The sequence below is a fragment of the Leucobacter aridicollis genome, assembly GCF_024399335.1.
Classification (GTDB): domain Bacteria; phylum Actinomycetota; class Actinomycetes; order Actinomycetales; family Microbacteriaceae; genus Leucobacter; species Leucobacter aridicollis_A.
The window spans coordinates 2,738,263-2,757,443 of the sequence record NZ_CP075339.1 but is presented as its reverse complement, the minus strand read 5'-3'; the positions used below and the strand labels follow the sequence as shown (position 1 = coordinate 2,757,443).

The 19,181-nt window shown below is 64.7% G+C and carries 14 protein-coding genes; 5 read left to right on the top strand and 9 right to left on the bottom strand.

The window, feature by feature from the left end:
• Nucleotides 1–2 precede the first annotated feature (2 nt).
• The gene (locus KI794_RS12400) at nt 3–872 is read left to right on the top strand and encodes a DUF4190 domain-containing protein (RefSeq protein ID WP_255808271.1); all 870 of its coding nucleotides are present in this window, start codon (nt 3–5) and stop codon (nt 870–872) included.
• A gap of 19 nt (nt 873–891) precedes the next feature.
• On the opposite strand, the gene KI794_RS12395 is transcribed toward KI794_RS12400, so the two are convergent.
• From KI794_RS12395 to KI794_RS12380, 4 genes are all read right to left on the bottom strand, one after another.
• Entirely contained in the window at nt 892–2,295 is a 1,404-nt protein-coding gene (locus KI794_RS12395; RefSeq protein ID WP_255808270.1) for a flavin monoamine oxidase family protein, read from the bottom strand.
• Between the two features lie 3 nt (nt 2,296–2,298).
• Nucleotides 2,299–4,002: an FAD-binding dehydrogenase gene (locus KI794_RS12390; protein WP_255808269.1), complete on the bottom strand. Its 1,704-nt coding sequence runs from the start codon at nt 4,000–4,002 to the stop codon at nt 2,299–2,301.
• A gap of 9 nt (nt 4,003–4,011) precedes the next feature.
• The gene (locus KI794_RS12385; protein WP_255808268.1) at nt 4,012–4,692 is read right to left on the bottom strand and encodes a lysophospholipid acyltransferase family protein; all 681 of its coding nucleotides are present in this window, start codon (nt 4,690–4,692) and stop codon (nt 4,012–4,014) included.
• A gap of 79 nt (nt 4,693–4,771) precedes the next feature.
• Nucleotides 4,772–5,611, bottom strand: coding sequence for a M15 family metallopeptidase (locus tag KI794_RS12380; RefSeq protein ID WP_255808267.1), 840 nt, complete (start codon nt 5,609–5,611; stop codon nt 4,772–4,774).
• Nucleotides 5,612–5,645: 34 nt separating this feature from the next.
• Between KI794_RS12380 and KI794_RS12375 the strand changes: the two genes are divergently transcribed.
• Together KI794_RS12375 and KI794_RS12370 are read left to right on the top strand one after the other, a co-directional pair.
• Complete coding sequence (locus KI794_RS12375) at nt 5,646–6,902, top strand: CapA family protein (protein ID WP_255808266.1); 1,257 nt, start codon at nt 5,646–5,648, stop codon at nt 6,900–6,902.
• 46 nt (nt 6,903–6,948) lie between these two features.
• Nucleotides 6,949–7,524: a DUF4916 domain-containing protein gene (locus KI794_RS12370; RefSeq protein ID WP_119284783.1), complete on the top strand. Its 576-nt coding sequence runs from the start codon at nt 6,949–6,951 to the stop codon at nt 7,522–7,524.
• A gap of 68 nt (nt 7,525–7,592) precedes the next feature.
• Here KI794_RS12370 and KI794_RS12365 read toward each other — a convergent pair whose 3' ends face one another.
• From KI794_RS12365 to KI794_RS12345, 5 genes are all read right to left on the bottom strand, one after another.
• The gene (locus KI794_RS12365) at nt 7,593–8,060 is read right to left on the bottom strand and encodes a SprT-like domain-containing protein (protein WP_255808265.1); all 468 of its coding nucleotides are present in this window, start codon (nt 8,058–8,060) and stop codon (nt 7,593–7,595) included.
• A 2-nt stretch (nt 8,061–8,062) separates the two neighbouring features.
• Nucleotides 8,063–8,926 carry a spermidine synthase gene (locus KI794_RS12360; protein ID WP_255808264.1) on the bottom strand — a complete coding sequence of 288 codons (864 nt, stop codon included), beginning with the start codon at nt 8,924–8,926 and terminating at the stop codon, nt 8,063–8,065.
• Entirely contained in the window at nt 8,923–9,195 is a 273-nt protein-coding gene (locus KI794_RS12355; RefSeq protein WP_255808263.1) for a glutaredoxin domain-containing protein, read from the bottom strand. Before KI794_RS12355 ends, KI794_RS12360 begins: the two co-directional genes overlap by 4 nt.
• 57 nt (nt 9,196–9,252) lie before the next feature.
• On the bottom strand, nt 9,253–9,897 hold the full coding sequence (locus KI794_RS12350) for a phosphatase PAP2 family protein (RefSeq protein ID WP_119284779.1): 645 nt from the start codon (nt 9,895–9,897) through the stop codon (nt 9,253–9,255).
• Between the two features lie 71 nt (nt 9,898–9,968).
• Complete coding sequence (locus KI794_RS12345; RefSeq protein ID WP_255808262.1) at nt 9,969–11,102, bottom strand: hypothetical protein; 1,134 nt, start codon at nt 11,100–11,102, stop codon at nt 9,969–9,971.
• 287 nt (nt 11,103–11,389) lie between these two features.
• Here KI794_RS12345 and rpoB point away from each other — a divergent pair, with 287 nt between their 5' ends.
• Together rpoB and KI794_RS12335 are read left to right on the top strand one after the other, a co-directional pair.
• Nucleotides 11,390–14,905 (top strand): DNA-directed RNA polymerase subunit beta, encoded by a 3,516-nt coding sequence (gene rpoB / locus KI794_RS12340; protein ID WP_119284777.1) that lies wholly within the window; start codon nt 11,390–11,392, stop codon nt 14,903–14,905.
• 73 nt (nt 14,906–14,978) lie between these two features.
• The gene (locus KI794_RS12335) at nt 14,979–18,869 is read left to right on the top strand and encodes a DNA-directed RNA polymerase subunit beta' (protein ID WP_119284776.1); all 3,891 of its coding nucleotides are present in this window, start codon (nt 14,979–14,981) and stop codon (nt 18,867–18,869) included.
• Nucleotides 18,870–19,181 lie beyond the last annotated feature (312 nt).

Below are 19,181 nucleotides of genomic sequence, written 5' to 3'. Positions count from 1 at the left end.
ATATGACACAGCTGCCTCCTGACAACGACCCGAACCAGAAGCCCGAGGACGGTACGACCGACCCCAGCGCGCCTGCCGTCCAGTCGTTTCCGCAGCGGCCCGCACAAGCGTGGGAACAGCCGACCGGTCAGCCGACGTCTGAACAGCCGGGCGGCGCACAGCCGAGCTACCAACAGCCGAGCTACGCGCAGCCAGGATACGGCCAGCAGGGATACCCTGTCGGGCAGCAGTATGCGCCCGCCGCGCCGCCAACGAACGTCTTCGCGATCGTCGGGTTCATCGCCGTATTCTTCTCGGGAATCGTCGGCGTCATCCTCGGCCACATCGCGCTGAGCAAGATCAAGCGCACCGGAGAGGGCGGGCGCGGGCTCGCGCTCGCGGCGACGATCATTGGCTACGTGCGCATTGGGCTGAGCATCCTCGGCACGATTCTGTTCTTCGTCTTCATGGGCGTGTTTGGTGCGTTCGGTTCGGCGTACAACTCATCGTACGACTCCGGCACCTATGACCACGGAGACAGCGAATTTCACAACGGCGAGGCCGGCCCAGGCGACGGCATGATTGAGGAATGGGATCCGCGCTTCACCGACATGCCGTGGATCGGCTCCGAGAATGAGGCAGTCTGCACCGCGCTCCTCGCGCCCGAGGTCTCGGTCTTTGATGACCCCGCGACCTACTACGGTGAGCTGCTCGCGGTGTCTGACGACGCCGAGTTCTCGCAGGTCGTTTCTGACATGTTGACGTTCGCCGAGATGGACGGTCAGCTGACTGCGGAACAGTTGAAGGAGCGCGCTGATGCTCAGCAGCAGTGGGCGGAATCCAGCTCACAGCTCGCCGAGGTCTGCATGAGCGAGGGCTCGAGCGGGCGCTAACCACAGGCGTGACAGGTGATTAGCCGCTCCACAGCACCGACAATGGCTGCTGGGCGCCAAGGATTCGCGCCGCAACGCGACGACCGGATTCGAGGGCGGCGGTGACCGTAGCCGGATCCTCCTGCCACGTGGCCTCGCCCGCGAAGTGGAGCGTCGCTGACGACCACTCGCGCGCGACTCCCTGTGGCTTGGACGGACCGCCAAGCGGGGCCGCGATCCGGTCGTGGTCGGCAGGCGACGAACCAACAGTCATGTACGCGTAGGAGCCGCGCGAGAACTCGTCGTCCTGCCACCTAGTGACACGCACGCGTGTGGGTTCGGGGATGCTTGCGCCGTAGATGTCTCGGAGTGCGCTCATCACCGAGTCGACGATGCGTTCGTCGCTCCAGCCGCGTGTTGCGAGTGCACAGTCACCTGCGGCAAAGGTCAACAGTGTGGGCTCGCCACTCAGCCGCGTGAGGTCGTACCAGGAGTGCCACCACGCTGCGCGCTCACCCTGCCTTCTGATCGCGTACACGTTGGGTTCCCAGAACTGCTCGTCGAAGTGCAAGAAGACCTTCTCGAACGCGTTCATCGTGAGGCGAGACAGCGGCTCGCTGACGTCCTCTGGCAGCGGCGGGTCGAACGAGATCGCGCCTGACCTGAGTACCCCGACCGGGGCCGTCACGACCACCCGGTCGGCATGGAAATCTGCGCCGTCGGTTGAGACAGTAACGGGCGCGACAGTTGAACCGGAGGATGCCGGGGCAGCCCATCTGACCTGGCGCACAGCGTGTCCGAGCCTGATGTCGGTCCCGTGCGCGATCCCGCTCGCGAGGGCGTCGTAGCCGCCAGGGAAAACGACCTCGTCACCCTCAACCTCGTCGTCGTCGAGCCCGTGCGCATCTAGTCGAGATGCGTCGACGCCGTATTGCTCCTCCGCGCGGTGTCGAAGATGCTCAACGACGCGGGTCGCCCGCTCGCCGTCCCAGCCACCGGCACGCGAGACAGCGTCGACCGCGGTGGCCGCTGCCTCCGCGTACGTGTGGCCCGCGGGTAACGAGGCGATGACCGTCGACAGGCGTCGATCGACCTCGGCGACGTCAGTGACAAACGCGTCCCGGGCAGCGGCACTCAGCGGTTCTCCCGATGGGGCGTAGTAGGCGATGGGTCGCCCGCCTGCTTGGTAGCTGCCGACCGTGAACTCGACCATGTCAAGGCCGAGCCCCAGCGCGACGGCCCGAACTGAGCTGTCGGTGATCCCGTGGATCCAGGAGCCGCCAACGTCGGTGACATTCCCACCGACGCGCTCGGAGTGTAGCCTGCCGCCAATCCTGTCGCGTGCTTCGAGCACGGCGACCCGTTGACCAGCGTGCGCGAGCAGCCGAGCCGCGGTCAGGCCCGCGACGCCAGCCCCGACAACGATCGTGTCGTAGCGCTCCACGGGCTATCGACCTGCGATTGCGCGCCCGGCAGCGCGCCCAGAGAACAGGCAGCCGCCGAGGAATGTCCCTTCGAGCGCGTTGTAGCCGTGTACACCGCCGCCACCAAAGCCGGCCGCCTCGCCAACGGCGTAGAGCCCCGGAATCGGGGAACCGTTCGCATCGAGCGCCCGCGACGACAGGTCAGTTTGCACTCCACCGAGCGACTTACGGGTGAGCACGTGCAGCTTGATGCCGACGAGCGGGCCAGCTGACTCGTCGAGAAGCTTGTGCGGCTTTGTCGTACGGGTCAGCCTGTCGCCGAGGTAGCGGCGCGAGTTATGCACGCTCATCGCCTGCGCGTCTTTCGAGAAAGGGTTCTCGAACTCGGCGTCGCGGGCGCGAATAACCCGCTCGACAGCCGCCGCATCGAGCAGCGGCTCGTCCGTGAGGTCGTTCATCTTCGCGACGAGCTCGGCAACGGACTCGGCCGTGACAAAGTCCACGCCTCTGTCAATGAAGGCCTGCACAGGCCCCGGTGCCCCCTTCCCGAGGCGGGTCTTCATGAGCAGTTTCTTGTCGCGGTTTGTGAGGTCAGGGTTTTGCTCCGAGCCAGAGAGGGCGAACTCCTTCGCGGCAATGCGGCTCGTCACGATGAACCAGGAGTGGTCGTGCTCGGAAAGACCAGGGAGCGTGCGCAGCAGCTTCAGCGTGCCAAGAGTGTCATGGCCAGGCAGGCCCGGAGCTGGTAGGCGGCGGCCGAGTGCGTCGAGCCAGAGCGGCGACGGACCGGGCAGGATTCGAATCGCATGCTTCGGCCAGACGGGATACCAGTTCTTGATGCCTTCGGTGTAATGCCACATGCGATCCTGGTTGACGAGTCTCGCTCCCGCATCGCCCGTGATCGCGAGCATACGCCCATCGACATATGCAGGGACGCCTGTCACCATTTCCCGCGGGGGAGTGCCGAGGCGTTCGGGCCAGTGCTCGCGAACGAGATCGTGGTTGCCGCCGATGCCGCCGCTCGCGACGATGACGTTCGGCGCCCGCAACTCGAACGTATCGACCTCGTCGCGGTTCGACGCGGCACCGCGGTCACTGTTGTCTGGCGCGAGCACCGCACCCCGCACGCCGACGACCGCGCCGCTCTCGACGATGAGTTCGTCGACCCGGTGCCTGTGCTTGAACTGGGTACGGCCCGCCGCGACAGCCTCCGAAGCCGACTCTACGAACGGCCGCACGACCCCGGTCCCTGTTCCCCATGACACGTGAAAACGTGGCACCGAGTTTCCGTGACCCGTCGCAGTGAGATCGCCACGCTCGGCCCAGCCGACCATTGGGGTGAGATCAATCCCGACCTCGCGCAGCCACGCGCGCTTCTCGCCCGCCGCCCATTCGACGTAGGCGCGACCCCACCGCGCCGCCCAGTGATCCTCAGCCGGTGGGCCTTCGGTCCCGCTCGGACTGTCGGCAGCGTCGGGGATCCTGTCCCACTTGGCGCTGCCCTGCCAGTCCTGCCAGGCGAGCTCGAACGAGTCCTTGACTCCGAGCCGGCGCTGCTCAGGGGAGTCGACGAGGAAGAGCCCACCAAACGACCACCATGCCTGGCCGCCGACGTTCTGCGGGCCTTCCTGATCAACGATGATCGTGCGCAGCCCGGCAGCGTACGCCTCCCGCGCGGCGACAAGCCCGGAGAGTCCAGCACCTACGACAATGACATCAGCGTCCATGCCGCAATGCTACGCGGAGGTGCTGCCTTCGGCGAACTTTTCGGCGCGATCCTGACCGGTGAGCTCGTGAATCGCCCCCATAATCCGCTCAGTCGCTTCTCGCCTCGCGCGGCCAGCGGAGAGGCCGCCGAGGTCGCGGAGATCGAGCGGGGCACCGAACTCGATCGACACCCGCGTTCGCCGCCCAGTGCGTGGGTCGCGTAACTTCCGATTCGTGCCGCGGAGCCCAACGGGCACGACAACCGCCCCGGTCTCGTTGGCGAGCCAAGCCGCACCGCTGCGCCCGCGGTAGAGCCTGCCGTCCTTCGACCGGCTGCCCTCTGGGAACACGACGAAGGCGCTCCCCGCGTCGAGCACCTCCCGGCCCGCGTCGAGTGCGGCCTGCGCGGTCGAGCTTGAGCCGCGGTGCACAGCAACCGCGCCAATGCCAGTGAAGAACCAGCGGCCGAGCCGACTGCCGAAGAGCGATGCCTTCGCGAGAAACTGCACCCGGCGCGGAGTGAACGACGGGATCAGGATCGTGTCGAGCATCGACTCGTGATTGCTCACCAGGAGGAGCGGGCCCGTGTGGGGGACGTGCTCGCGGCCGGTGATACGCGGGCGGTAGAGCACCCACAGCACGGGCTTCAAGATGGCGCGCCCGATAAAGAAAATGGGGCCTGTGCGCGCCGGTTTCGCGGGGGTAGTCACCGCACGAGTGTAGCGGCACTGGTATGCCGCGGCCGGGTGCGCGTGCCCGTGAGCGCTCCTGGACACCGCGCTGCGCGAGCTACGAATAATCCGGCGCCGCAGGCAGTCCGAAGAACTCCTCGAGCGTCGCAACCCCCTGCTCGCGCATCTCGAGCGCGAGCTCAGTGCCGACAAACCTGAAATGCCAGGGCTCCGGCATAAACCCAGTGACCTGCTCCTTGCCGTCTGGATACCTGATGACGAACCCGTAGTCCGCCGCGTGCTGGGCAAGCCAGGAGCCCGCGGGCGTATCCCCGAAGCAGCCGTCGAGGTAGCAGTCGCCATGGTCATCGAGATCGACGACGAGCCCAGTCTGGTGTTCCGAGTGCCCCGGCCGTGCCGAGTACCGGTCTGCAGCCTCGGCGCCGTCGCGGTCGACGTAGCCGTCGTAGAGGGCGACCTGGGTGCCGTAGTCGCGGTAGGCGCTGATGATCCACACGGTGTGGCCCGCATCGGAGGCAGCGCCGATGAGTGCCTCAACTGCTCGGGCAGCTGGTTCCCGCAGTGGCTGGGCGAACTCGTTCTCGACGCCAGATGTTGCAACGAGATCGCTCGGTGCCCAGTCAACCGGCTGCAACGGCCGTGTCTTGTTTGTTACGACCCAGAGCGATCCCGGGTCATCGATCGACTGCGCACTCTTGTCGAACCCTGGTTCCACCGGTGAAGGACCTGGTGTCTGCGAGGTCTCAGGCTTTGGCGAGGGCGTGGACCCTTGGGTATCCGGCGCTGCTGGCCCGCCTGAGGCACACCCTGTGAAGAGGGTCAGGCAGACGAGCGCGGCCGCGCCGGCCGAGGCAGCATTGCGACGCACGCCTGAGCGGCGCACAGCGCCTGTGGAGGCGGCCGTGACCGGGACGTTGCCGAGCGAGACGAGCTTCATAGGCTCAGCCTAACGAAGCCTTTAAGCTGAACCTGTGGCTGACAACACGCAACTTGACCCCCGCCGTAGCGATTCCGCTCGCCCGAAGCGCACCGCGCTCATCGCCGTCATCATCGCTGCAGCGCTGCTGCTCGGCGGGGCGGCGGTCGCTGCGGTGCTGCTGTTGGGAGGATCGAGCGATCCTGACCCCGCGCCGAAGCCCGCGCCCAGCCCGTCGCCGACGGCCGACGTGGCTGAGGAGCCCGCCGCTCCGGCCCCAATCCACGTGATTGCCATGGGCGACATGCTGCCGCACGACTCCGTGAATGAGAATGCCAAGCAGCCCGACGGAAGCTACAACTACGCACAGTTCTTCGACGGGATCAGGACGCAGCTCGACGCTGCAGATGTCACCTTCTGTAATCAGGAGGTGCCAAGTGCCGGCGTCGACTTCGGCATCAGCGGCTACCCGACTTTTAACGCCCCGACAGAGTTTGCGCGCGACTTGCGCGAAGCGGGAGGGTGCGACCTGATTAACCTCGCGACAAACCATAACGCGGACAAAGGGATCGAGGGAATAGCTGCGACGCGCGCAGCGTGGGATGCGCTTTCGCCCGCAATTGTGAGCGGCGCAAATCGTAACGCCGAAGAGCAAGGAACCGTCGACATTCTCGACATGGATGGGACGAGCATTGCCCTCGTTTCGTTTGCAGAGTTCTCAAACGCGCCTGTCGACAAGGTCTCCATGAACTTCATGGACGACGACGCGCTCGTCGACAGGCTGATGGCGCAGGCTCGCGAGCAGGCCGACGTCGTCATCGTTTCCGCCCACTGGGGCACCGAAGACTCGCATGAGGTCAACGATGCGCAGCGGAGCTTTGCAGCGAAACTCGCAGGGCTTGGCGCTGATGTGGTCGTGGGCACTGGGCCTCACGTGCTGCAGCCAGTGACATGGCTCGACAAGGCGGGGGGCGGAAAGACTCTCGTTTGGTACTCGATCGGCAACATGCTGAGTACGCAGCTCGAGCTCGATCAGCGCACTGGGGTCATCGCCGGGTTCGACGTCGTGCGAGGCGATGATGGAAGCGTGACGATTGAGAATCCGACAGCGATTCCCACCTACATGCACTACGACTGGAGCGCGGAGCAGGAGGCTGCCGGTGAACTCGCTGCACGCCACAATCTTTCACTCACTCCGCTCGCCGACTCAGACGATCTCCTGAAACACACACGCTTCGGAGTCACCGCAGCCGCTCAGCTTGCAGCAACAACGAACATTCTTGGCCCGGACGTGCGGGTCGTGGAGCGATAACCGGCGGACGCGCCTGAAACGGATCTTTCACTGGCAGAATAAGAGCATGGCGATAGGAACCGCAGACCTTCCAGACCCCGACGGCCCGGAGGATCGCCCCGCGCCCGCGGGGAATCCGGGCTGGCTCAACGAGGAAGAACTGCTCTTCGTGCGCGGCCGGATTCCTGTGCTGTACGTCGAGGCTGTGCCAGTGAGGCTCGACGGCCTCGGCAAAGTCATCGAGGTCGGGTTGCTGCTCCGCAGCACACCGGAGGGACACCTGACGCGGGCATTCGTCTCCGGTCGAGTGCGGTTCGGGGAGCCGTTGCGTGAGGCGCTCTTTCGCCACCTCGAGAACGATCTCGGGCCGATGGCGTTTCCACAGATGCCGACGACACTGATGCCCGCACAGGTCGCCGAGTACTTCCCGATGCCTGGCATCTCGCAGTACGTCGACGAGCGTCAACATGCCGTCTCGCTCGTATACGTTGTGCCAGTGACGGGCAGCTGCGACCCCCGCCAAGACGCGCTTGAGGTGACCTGGATGACCCCGGAGGACGCGCTTGCTGCTGACACCCTTACAGAGCTTCCAGGCGGGCGCGGCGAGCTGCTGCGCCAAGTTTTGAGCACTGTCGGCTGCTGAGGTGCTGAGGTGCTGAGGTGCTGAGGTGCTGAGGTGCTGCGGGCTGCTGGTCGGCGGCTCGCAGATACCTACGCGGCCCTGCGCGCCCACACGATGAGATGCGCCCGTGAGAACCCCCTTGAGCACTTCGCGCACGACGCTTCGCGCACGGGCTTGCGGAACCGGTAGTGCTCGTGCCCGCCTGGGCAGCGTCCCACCCAAGGCGCGCGCTCGTGGGCGATCTCGCCCTGATGTGTGCGCCCGCCAACGTATCCGAGGTCGCGGGCGATGCGCGCCCACTTCGGTCCGTGAGCGGCTGCAGGCCCCGCGATCGCATGTGCGACCTCGTGGAGCAGGATTTGGTGGACCTCGTCGTCGTCAAACTTCTCGGCAAGATATTTCGAGACGCTGATGCGGCGATCCGTGTAGTTACAGAGCCCCGCACGCCGCTTCGCATTGTCGAATGCGAACGTCCATTCGCCGGACCCGAATAGCGGGTCTAGGTGATGCCTGATCAGCGCGTTGGCCCAGTGCCTGACGCGGTCGAGTTCACTCATTGCTAGGCGCCGAAGATGCCTGGCGAAGGCGCGGGAGAGTCGACGGCCGTCGCATCAGTGACGGCTCGGGTCGAACCTACAAGCTCTGTGAGCTCTCGGCCCTCCAGCAGCCGCGCCGGGTGAGGTCCGCCTGCGAGGAGCCGCGGGAGCCAGTCGAGCTCGCCAACGGGGGAGCCTGGAGCCGCGTTTGAGGCGATGATGACGACATTGCCAAACCGGCGGCCCTTCAGCACCTGGGGTTCGGCGACGGCGACGACCTCAGAGAACAGCGCTTTGAGCGTCGCAAGCTGGCCGCGCACGAATGGAAGTCCGGTTCCGTCAGCCGCGTTGACAACCACCAGACCGTTCGGAGCGAGGAGCGGGCGCACGAGCTCATAGAACTCCACACTCGAGACGTGGGCTGGAGTTTGGGAGCCCGAGAAGATGTCAACAACAACGAGGTCCATTGCGCCATGCATTCCCGCGGGGAGTTTGCCGAGTACGGCGCGCGCGTCGCCGTGGCGCACCCGGATACTTGCTCGCTTTGGAAGCGGGGCGGCCTTGCGTACGAGATCAACGAGCGCGCTTTCAAGCTCAACGACCTGCTGGCGGCTCCCAGGCCTCGTCGCCTCGACGTAGCGGGGAAGTGAGAACGCCCCGCCACCTAGGTGGAGCGCCGAAATGGGTTCGCCTGGGGGCCGAAACAGATCGATGACGTGGCCGATGCGCCGCATGTACTCAAAGAAGAGATCGGACGGGTCACGCAGGTTCACGTGTGACTGTGGGGTCCCGTCGATCACGAGCTCGATGGCGCCGTCGACCCACTTATCGGCCTCAATTGATGCCGTGCGCCCAGAGGCGAGTGTGACGGGCTCGGAGAGGATCACACCAGCCCAAGCTCGGCGAGCTTCGAGCGCATATCTGCATCGCTCGGCTCGACCTGATGGGTGCCATCTGGATACGTGATGACAGGGATATTCTTGCGACCGCTGATGTCGGCAGCAACGTCCGCCGCCGCCGGGGCCTCGACAAGGTCAATCCACTCGTAGGCGACCTGTGCTTCGCCGAACACACGCTTCGCGCGTCGGCAGTCGCCGCACCAATCAGCGCCGAAGATGCGGATGCTGGGGGTCTCGGTCTGCTCGTTCTCGCTCATGCCGCTAATCTTACGTTCTTCACCATAGACGTGGGGCGGGCTTCGCGCACCTGTGGATTACCTCGCCGGTGGTCTGTGCCATACCCTGCGAGCGATGACAGCCGCGGAAACGCCGACAAGTGCGCCAGCGACAGTGTCGCTCAGATAGTGCACGCCGAGTGCGGTCCGGCTCCACATCATCGCAAGTGTCCAGGCGACCGCAGCGATCCAGATCCAGGCCACCGACGACTTTGTGACAAATGTCGCCCCGCTCTCGTACACGGAAGAGACCGCGTAGGCAAGCGATACCGCGAGCGCGGCCGCCCCCATCGAATGCCCAGACGGGAAGGAAGACCCATCCCACGGATACAGTGCCTCCATTGGACGCGGTCGCGCAACCAGGTACTTCAGGGTCTCTGAGAGTGCGACGCCGAGGAGCAGAGCGGTCGCGAGCGCGGCGGCCTCGCGCAGAAACCGGCGGGTGAGCAGTAGCGCGCAAGCGACGGCACCGCACGCAGCGACGCCGACACCCGAGCCGATCTCTGCCATGAACGCTGCGACAGTGAAGGAGACCGACCCCGGCGAAAGCCGTGCTGCCTCGCGCCACGAATTGTCGAGGGGGAGTGGTCCGCTCTGGACGAAATGGAAGTACGCACCGAGCCCGGCCACCGCGAGGATCGCGAGAGACGCCCAGAGAACTGGGAGCACGGGCTTGGAATGCATTCCTTCACAGTAACGGCCGTGCCTGCCGTGTGGCTGGTAGGGAGCTTCGGGGAAGCTGAACCCCGCGAGGATCAGCCGGGGTAGGGCCCCGGCGGATCAGTCGGAACCGGGCCAGCCGGTGGAGAGTAGGGGCCGGCCGTCGGTGTTGGCGGAGCTGGCGGCGCGGCGACAAACGGATCTGCAAGCTGTGTTGGCGCGTACCCGGCCGCCCGCGCTGAGTGATAGTTGTACAGCGAGAACGCCAGCGCATCGCTTCGCGTGCGAGCGTCAAGGTAGGCGTTCGCGGCCACAACGGCCGACACCGGCAGAAGCCCGGCGCTGCCGATGAACACGGGGAGGCTCCCGAGGTAGGTGGCGAGTACGCGCGGGCCGGTGATCCCTGTCTCTAAGACAGCGTTCGGCAAAAGCGCGGCGATAAGTACCACGACGATGAGCGTGAGCACGCCGACGAAGGCGATGTACGCGAGCCCAAGGAGGACATACAGGCCCAGCAGGCGCCAGCCTCGCCCGCGAGTGAGCTCCCACGAACGCCGAAGTGCAGCCCACGCGGTGACATGCTCGCAGACGATGATGGCGGGGGCGAGGGTGATGCGCACCGACAGCCACGAGAGCGGGACCGCGATTCCGAGGCCCAGGAGCGCGAACAGCAGTAGGGCAGGGCCTACGGCCGAAGTCGCGGCGGCGACCGTAGCGACCACGAATGCAACAACGAACACGACGATACCCATGACGATGGCCAAGGCGATCCCGAACGCCAAGAGAAGGCCGCCGTACCCCATGAGCCTGCCAAGCTGCGCACGAGTCGCCGCCCACAACTCGCCTGCGGTTGCGCGGTGCCCGAGTGCCTCAAACCGTACGCCGTTCGCTACGTAGCCCTGCAAGACCGCTCCGCCAAGCATCGAGATCACGAGATAGATGATCGACGTGAAGAATGTCAGCAGGGCGATGCCGATAGTGCTTGCGTCTGCGCGGGGGCCACCTGGGTCCCCTATGCCAGCAGCATCGAACACTGCTGTCGGCACTGCAAACACAAGGTGAACCGCAAGGGGCAGGAGCATCGCCCACACCACGAGGGGTTTCGGGTTCTGGGTAACCGCGGTGAATCCTCGCGAGAGGATCGTGCCGACTGAGAGTGGCCCGGGCAACAGGGGTGGGACGGGCGTGCCTACCGGGCGGGGGTTGTGCGCTGATGCGTGAGAAGTCACTCGCTTCACTGCTCCTGGGGTGCCGGAATGTTTGGTCCGTGCCCCCACACACGTTGTACAGTCTTGCACGCTTGCGGGAGACCCTCGCAACCGGGAGCAAAGAAGTCCTTGTCAGCAGGTAACGATGGTGTTACAGTAGAAAGCTGCACTATGGACACGAGTCTGCCTTCATATAGCGGAAGGCCCCGGGAGTTGGCGCGAAAGCGCATATGAACCCCGTGTGACCGCAGAGCATTTCTTCGCAAGACCAAGTCAATCGGCCCGACGGGGCCCACGGAGGTACTTCCTTGGCTGCTGCGCGCAACGCATCGTCCACCAATAATCCGAAGAACGGTCGCAACCACTCGCGACTCTCATTCGCCAAGATTTCCGACACGCTGTCGGTGCCGAACCTGCTGGCACTACAGCTCGAGAGCTTCGACTGGCTCGTCGGCAACGACGCGTGGTCTGCACGCGTCGAAGAGGCACAGGCTCAGGGGCGCGATGACATCGCGCTGAAGAGCGGCCTCGAGGAGATCTTCGAGGAGATGTCCCCGATCGAGGACAACGCTGGCACCATGCAGCTCTCGTTCGAGAACCCGATCCTCGACGAGCAGAAGTTCTCGATCGACGAGTGCAAGGAGCGTGGCAAGACCTACTCGGCTCCCCTCTACGTTGAGGCGGCGTTCTACAACACTGAGACCCAGGTGCTGAAGAGCCAGACTGTCTACATGGGCGACTTCCCGCTCATGACAGACAAGGGCACCTTCATCATCAACGGCACCGAGCGCGTCATCGTGTCGCAGCTCGTCCGTTCGCCCGGCGTCTACTTCGAACGTCAGCAGGAGAAGACCTCCGATAAGGACGTGTTCTCGGCACGCGTCATCCCGAGCCGCGGTGCATGGCTCGAGTTCGAGATCGACAAGCGTGACCAGGTCGGCGTCCGTATCGACCGCAAGCGCAAGCAGTCTGTCACCGTGTTCCTGAAGGCGCTCGGCATGACAACCGGCGAGATCCTCGAGGAGTTCGCAGGATACGAGTCGATCGCCCTCACCCTCGAGAAGGACGGCATCGTCGAGAAGGAAGGCGTCAGCCTTCAAGAGGAAGCCCTCAAGGACATCTACCGCAAGCAGCGCCCGGGCGAGCAGGTTGCGATCGAGGCTGCGCGCGCGCTCCTCGACAACAGCTACTTCAACCCGAAGCGCTACGACCTCGCGAAGGTCGGCCGCTACAAGATCAACCGCAAGCTCGGCCTCGAGGCTCCGATCACCGACTCGGTGCTCTCGCTCGAAGACATCGTTGCGACGATCAAGTACCTCGTCGGCCTGCACGCAGGAACCGAGACACTCCCCGGCACCCGCGACGGCAAGGCATTCGACAACCGCCTGGACACCGACGACATTGACCACTTCGGCAACCGTCGTATCCGCGCCGTTGGCGAGCTGATCCAGAACCAGGTCCGCACGGGCCTCAGCCGCATGGAGCGCGTCGTCCGCGAGCGCATGACCACGCAGGACATCGAAGCGATCACGCCGAACACGCTGATCAACACGCGTCCCGTGCTCGCAGCGATCAAGGAGTTCTTCGGAACCTCGCAGCTGTCGCAGTTCATGGACCAGAACAACCCGCTCGCGGGCCTCACCAACAAGCGTCGTCTGTCGGCGCTCGGCCCCGGTGGTCTCTCCCGTGACCGCGCAGGCGTCGAGGTGCGAGACGTTCACCCGTCGCACTACGGCCGCATGTGCCCGATTGAGACCCCTGAAGGCCCGAACATTGGTCTGATTGGTGCGCTCGCAACGTTCGCACGCATCAACGCCTTTGGCTTCATCGAGACCCCGTACCGTCGCATCGTCGACGGCACCGTCACCGACCAGGTCGACTACCTCACCGCCCACGAAGAGGACGAGTTCCTCATCGCGCAGGCCGGTGCTCCCGTCGACAAGGACGGCAAGTTCGCCGAGAAGCAGGTCCTCGCTCGCCCCCGTGGCTCCGAGGTGCAGCTCGTCGACGCAGACCAGGTTCAGTACATGGACGTCTCGGCCCGCCAGATGGTGTCGGTTGCGACTTCGCTGATTCCGTTCCTCGAGCACGACGATGCGAACCGCGCGCTCATGGGTGCGAACATGCAGCGTCAGGCTGTTCCGCTCGTTCGCTCCGAGTCGCCGCTTGTCGGCACCGGTATGGAGGGCTACGCAGCCATCGACGCCGGCGACGTTATCGTCGCTGAGCAGGCTGGCGTGATCCAGGACGTGTCGGCTGACGTCGTCACAGTGATGCTCGATGAGGGCGGCACGAAGAAGTACTACATGCGCAAGTTCGACCGCTCGAACCAGGGCACGAACTACAACCACCGCGTCATCGTCAAGGCTGGCGAGCGGATCGAGGCCGGCGAGGTTATCGCCGACGGCCCCGCAACCGAGAACGGTGAGCTCGCGCTCGGCAAGAACCTCCTCGTAGCGTTCATGCCGTGGGAGGGTCACAACTTCGAGGACGCGATCATCCTCAGCCAGAACCTCGTGAAGGACGACACGCTGTCGTCCATCCACATCGAGGAGTACGACGTCGACGCGCGCGACACCAAGCTCGGTAAGGAAGAGATCACTCGCGATCTCCCCAACGCGAGCATGGAAGCGCTGAAGGATCTCGACGAGCGCGGCATCATCCGGATCGGCGCAGAGGTCAACCCGGGCGACATCCTCGTCGGTAAGGTTACCCCGAAGGGCGAGACCGAGCTCTCGGCCGAGGAGCGCCTGCTCCGTGCAATCTTCAACGAGAAGAGCCGCGAGGTTCGCGACACCTCGCTGAAGGTGCCGCACGGCGTTGCAGGCACCGTCACCTCCGTGAAGGTGTTCGACGCTGAGAACGACAACGACGATGACCTCGGGTCGGGCGTCAACCAGCGCGTAGTGGTCTACATTGCGCAGAAGCGTAAGATCACCGAGGGCGACAAGCTTGCTGGCCGTCACGGCAACAAGGGCGTCATCTCGAAGATCCTGCCTGTCGAGGACATGCCGTTCCTCGAAGACGGAACGCCTGTCGACGTGATCCTCAACCCGCTCGGTATCCCGGGCCGAATGAACTTCGGTCAGGTCCTCGAGATCCACCTCGGCTGGATCGCGAAGCAGGGCTGGAAGGTCGACGGTTCGCCTGAGTGGGCTGCGAAGCTTGCTGAGTCGGCGCTCCAGGCTGAGCCGAACACGAAGGTTGCGACCCCCGTGTTCGACGGCGCCTCGGAGCTCGAAATCGCGGGTCTCCTCGACTCGACGACTCCGAACCGTGACGGTGAGCGCCTCATCGACTCGAGCGGAAAGACCCGTCTGTTTGACGGTCGCTCGGGCGAGCCGTACCCGTACCCGATCTCGGTCGGCTACATGTACATCCTGAAGCTGCACCACCTCGTCGACGACAAGATCCACGCGCGTTCGACTGGCCCGTACTCGATGATCACCCAGCAGCCCCTCGGTGGTAAGGCGCAGTTCGGTGGACAGCGCTTCGGTGAGATGGAAGTGTGGGCCCTCGAGGCCTACGGTGCCGCGTACGCGCTCCAGGAGCTGCTCACGGTCAAGTCCGACGACATCCTCGGCCGCGTGAAGGTCTACGAGGCCATCGTCCGTGGCGAGAACATTCCGGAGCCGGGCGTGCCCGAGTCGTTCCGAGTGCTCATGAAGGAAATGCAGTCGCTCTGCCTGAACGTTGAGGTGCTCGGAGCCGACGGCAACGCCGTCAGTCTGCGCGACAACGACGACGAGGCGCACCGCACAGCGGAAGAGCTCGGTATTAACCTGTCCACTCGCTTCGAGGCAGCTTCGGCTGACGAGATCTAAGTAGGCTGCGCCCCGCCTACGGGCGGGGCCGCCGCCGCTTCAGAAATTTTAAGTTTTCACCAAGGAGAACATTTTGCTCGAGGGTACGAGTTTCAATGAGCTGCAGATTCGTCTGGCGACCGCCGACGATATCCGTGGCTGGTCGTTCGGCGAGGTCAAGAAGCCGGAGACAATCAACTACCGCACGCTGAAGCCTGAGAAGGATGGTCTGTTCGGCGAGCAGATCTTCGGTCCTAGCCGCGACTGGGAGTGCGCGTGTGGCAAGTACAAGCGTGTGCGTTACAAGGGCATCGTTTGTGAGCGTTGTGGCGTAGAGGTCACCAAGTCGAGCGTTCGTCGTGAGCGCATGGGCCACATCGAGCTCGCAGCTCCCGTGACCCACATCTGGTACTTCAAGGGCGTGCCGTCACGCCTCGGCTACCTGCTCGACATGGCGCCGAAGGACCTCGAGAAGGTCATCTACTTCGCCGCCTACATGATCATCGACATCGATGAAGAGGGCCGCCACGAAGACATGGCAGAGCTTGAGGCCGAGCTGCGGCTCGAGCTGAAGGCGCTGTCCGATCAGCGTGACATCGCTGTTGCTCAGCGTCAGCAGCAGGCTGAGACCGATCTCGCAGCCCTTGAGGCTGAGGGCGCCAAGGCTGACCAGCGCCGCCGCGCAGAGGCCTCGGCTGAGAAGGACATGACCCTGATCCGCCGCGGCTTCGACGACGACATCGCTCGTCTCGAGCGCGTCTGGGACGACTTCCGCAACCTCAAGGTTGGCGACCTCAAGCCCGAGGACGCTGTCTTCGCAGACCTCATGGACCGCTACGGTGATTACTTCGAGGCCTACATGGGCGCCGAGGCGATCAAGAAGCGCCTTGAGGCCTTCGACCTTGAGGCAGAGGCTGAGACGCTGCACCTCCAGATCGCCGAGGGCAAGGGCCAGAAGAAGATCCGTGCGATCAAGCGCCTGAAGGTCGTCAGCGCATTCCTGCAGACCGGTGCAAGCCCGGCCGCTATGGTGCTCGACGTCGTTCCCGTGATCCCGCCCGAGCTGCGCCCGATGGTGCAGCTCGACGGTGGCCGCTTCGCGACCTCGGATCTCAACGACCTCTACCGTCGTGTGATCAACCGCAACAACCGTCTGCGCCGCCTGCTCGATCTCGGTGCCCCCGAGATCATCGTGAACAACGAGAAGCGCATGCTCCAGGAAGCTGTCGACGCGCTGTTCGACAACGGCCGCCGCGGCCGCCCCGTGACGGGCACCGGCAACCGTGCGCTCAAGTCGCTCTCTGACATGCTCAAGGGCAAGCAGGGTCGTTTCCGTCAGAACCTGCTGGGTAAGCGTGTTGACTACTCGGGCCGTTCGGTCATCGTCGTCGGCCCGCAGCTCAAGCTGCACCAGTGTGGTCTGCCGAAGCAGATGGCGCTCGAGCTGTTCAAGCCGTTCGTCATCAAGCGCCTGATGGACCTCTCGCACGCACAGAACGTGAAGGCCGCGAAGCGCATGGTCGAGCGTTCGCGCTCAGAGGTCTGGGACGTACTCGAGGAGATCATCCGCGAGCGCCCAGTCATGCTGAACCGTGCACCTACCCTGCACCGCCTCGGCATCCAGGCGTTCGAGCCGCAGCTCGTTGAGGGCAAGGCTATCCAGCTGCACCCGCTCGTATGTGCAGCGTTCAACGCTGACTTCGACGGCGACCAGATGGCAGTTCACCTGCCGCTGTCGGTTGAGGCGCAGGCTGAGGCACGCGTGCTCATGCTCGCATCGAACAACATCCTGAAGCCGTCTGACGGCCGCCCGGTCACCCTGCCCTCGCAGGATATGATCATCGGTCTGCACCACCTCACCACGGTGAAGCCTGGTGCTGTCGGCGAAGGCCGTGCGTTCGGCTCGATCGCAGAGGCGATCCTCGCGATGGACGAGCACACGCTCGACCTCGGCGCACTCGCGAAGATCCGCCTCACCGGATACACCGACGCTTCGGGTGTGACCTCGGAGAAGCCCGTGCTCGTCGAGACCACTCTCGGCCGCGCGATCTTCAACGAGGCGCTGCCCGCTGACTACGTGTACTTCGAGCAGGTTGCCGACAAGGGCACGCTGTCGACGCTGGTCAACGACCTCGCCGAGCGCTACCCGAAGGTGGAGGTCGCTGCGACCCTCGACCGCATCAAGGATGCCGGTTTCCACTGGGCAACCCGTTCGGGCGTGACCGTTGCGCTGTCTGACATCGTGACCCCGTCGAACAAGGCCGAGATCCTTGCCGCCCACGAGACCGAGGCAGCCGCAGTGCAGAAGCGCTTCGACCGCGGTCTCATCACCGAGCAGGAGCGTCACGCAGATCTCGTGAAGATCTGGACCCAGGCAACCGACGAGGTCGCCGAGGCCATGCGCGACGCATTCCCCGCAGACAACACCATCTTCCGCATGGTGTCGTCGGGTGCTCGTGGTAACTGGCTGCAGATCCGTAACATCGCCGGTATGCGTGGCCTCGTGTCCGACCCGAAGGGCGAGATTATCCCGCGCCCGATCATTAACTCGTACCGCGAGGGCCTGTCGGTGGCGGAGTACTTCATCGCGACCCACGGTGCACGTAAGGGTCTTGCCGATACCGCGCTTCGTACCGCCGACTCGGGTTACCTGACGCGTCGTCTGGTCGACGTCTCGCAGGATGTCATCATCCGCGAGGAAGACTGCGGCACGCGCCGCGGCCTCGACCTGCCGATCGCGGCTGAGGTTGACGGCCAGATCGTTCGCGACGAGAACGTCGAGAACTCGGTCTACGCTCGTACCCTCGCTGCTGACGCGGTGAACGCTGCAGGTGACATTGTCGCTGCTGCGGGCTCCGACGTGGGCGACGTTGCGATCGACATGCTCGTCGGCGCTGGCGTGACTGAGATCAAGGTGCGCTCCGTGCTCACCTGTGAGTCTGCGGTTGGCGTCTGCGCGACCTGCTACGGCCGTTCGCTCGCGACCGGCCAGCGCGTTGACATCGGCGAGGCCGTCGGCATCATCGCGGCACAGTCGATTGGTGAGCCGGGTACCCAGCTGACCATGCGTACCTTCCACACCGGTGGTTCGGCTTCGGCTGACGACATCACGCAGGGTCTTCCCCGCGTGCAGGAGCTCTTCGAGGCTCGTACCCCGAAGGGTGCGTCGCCGATCGCTGAGGCCGCAGGCCGCATCACGATCGAAGACACCGAGAAGAGCCGCCGCCTGATCCTCACACCTGACGATGGCACCGAGGAGAAGCAGTACCCCGTACTGAAGCGTTCGACGCTCATCGTCGAGGACGGTCAGCACGTTGAGCTCGGCCAGCCGTTCATCCAGGGAACGCTCGACCCGAAGGACATCCTTCAGGTCGGCTCGACCGAGGGCGGCAAGCACATCCCAGGTGAGCGCGCAGTGCAGAAGTACCTCGTTGAGGGCGTGCAGGGCGTCTACCGTTCGCAGGGCGTGCCGATCCACGATAAGCACATCGAGGTCATCGTTCGCCAGATGCTCCGCAAGGTCACCGTTGTCGACCACGGCGAGACAGAGCTGCTTCCGGGTGAGCTCGTCGACCGGTCGCGCTACCAGCGCATCAACCGCGAGGCACTCGTTGACGGCAAGCGTGCGGCGACCGCGCGTCCCGAGGTCATGGGTATCACCAAGGCATCGCTCGCGACCGAGTCGTGGCTCTCGGCGGCCTCCTTCCAGGAGACCACCCGCGTGCTCACGCAGGCTGCGATGGAGGGATCGAAGGATCCGCTCGTCGGCCTCAAGGAGAACGTCATCATCGGTAAGCTCATCCCGGCTGGTACGGGCCTGAGCACCTACACCGACGTCGAGGTTTCGGCTACGGAAGAGGCTCGCGCCGAGCGTTACCCGAACCGCATGTACGCGGGCGAGGGCACGTTTGACGAGAACGACTTCTCGTTCGTTGATTTCGACACCTTCACCTCTGACGAGTTCAACCCCGGCAACTACAGCTAGCGGGTTCGGCTGCCCGCCTCGCGGGGAGCCGGTCAGAACGAAAAGCGGGCCTCCACCTTCGGGTGGGGGCCCGCTTTTGTGTTCGTTGGGTGCTCCCGCGTGGGGACTCCCGGCCAAGTCGACCAGGTTCACTTGCTGCCGGCCTTGCAGCCCGGGGCGTCCAACAAACGGTATGGGATCTGCAATTGTGATGTAGCTTCGGCGCGGAATCGACATATGGTGTGCAGATCTGCCGGGCACTGGCCGAGGGCCGGAAGCCGGCGGCTCGCGGGCTGGCGGCTGGCGGCTCGCGGGCTGTCTGCCGGTGGTGGC

Excerpts from the sequence above, each read along its gene's own strand:
- KI794_RS12380 (WP_255808267.1), bottom strand. The coding sequence starts at position 5,611 with ATGAAGCTCGTCTCGCTCGGCAACGTCCCGGTCACGGCCGCCTCCACA.
- KI794_RS12390 (WP_255808269.1), bottom strand. The coding sequence starts at position 4,002 with ATGGACGCTGATGTCATTGTCGTAGGTGCTGGACTCTCCGGGCTTGTC.
- KI794_RS12400 (WP_255808271.1), top strand. The coding sequence starts at position 3 with ATGACACAGCTGCCTCCTGACAACGACCCGAACCAGAAGCCCGAGGAC.
- KI794_RS12365 (WP_255808265.1), bottom strand. The coding sequence starts at position 8,060 with ATGAGTGAACTCGACCGCGTCAGGCACTGGGCCAACGCGCTGATCAGG.
- KI794_RS12350 (WP_119284779.1), bottom strand. The coding sequence starts at position 9,897 with ATGCATTCCAAGCCCGTGCTCCCAGTTCTCTGGGCGTCTCTCGCGATC.
- KI794_RS12355 (WP_255808263.1), bottom strand. The coding sequence starts at position 9,195 with ATGAGCGAGAACGAGCAGACCGAGACCCCCAGCATCCGCATCTTCGGC.
- KI794_RS12370 (WP_119284783.1), top strand. The coding sequence starts at position 6,949 with ATGGCGATAGGAACCGCAGACCTTCCAGACCCCGACGGCCCGGAGGAT.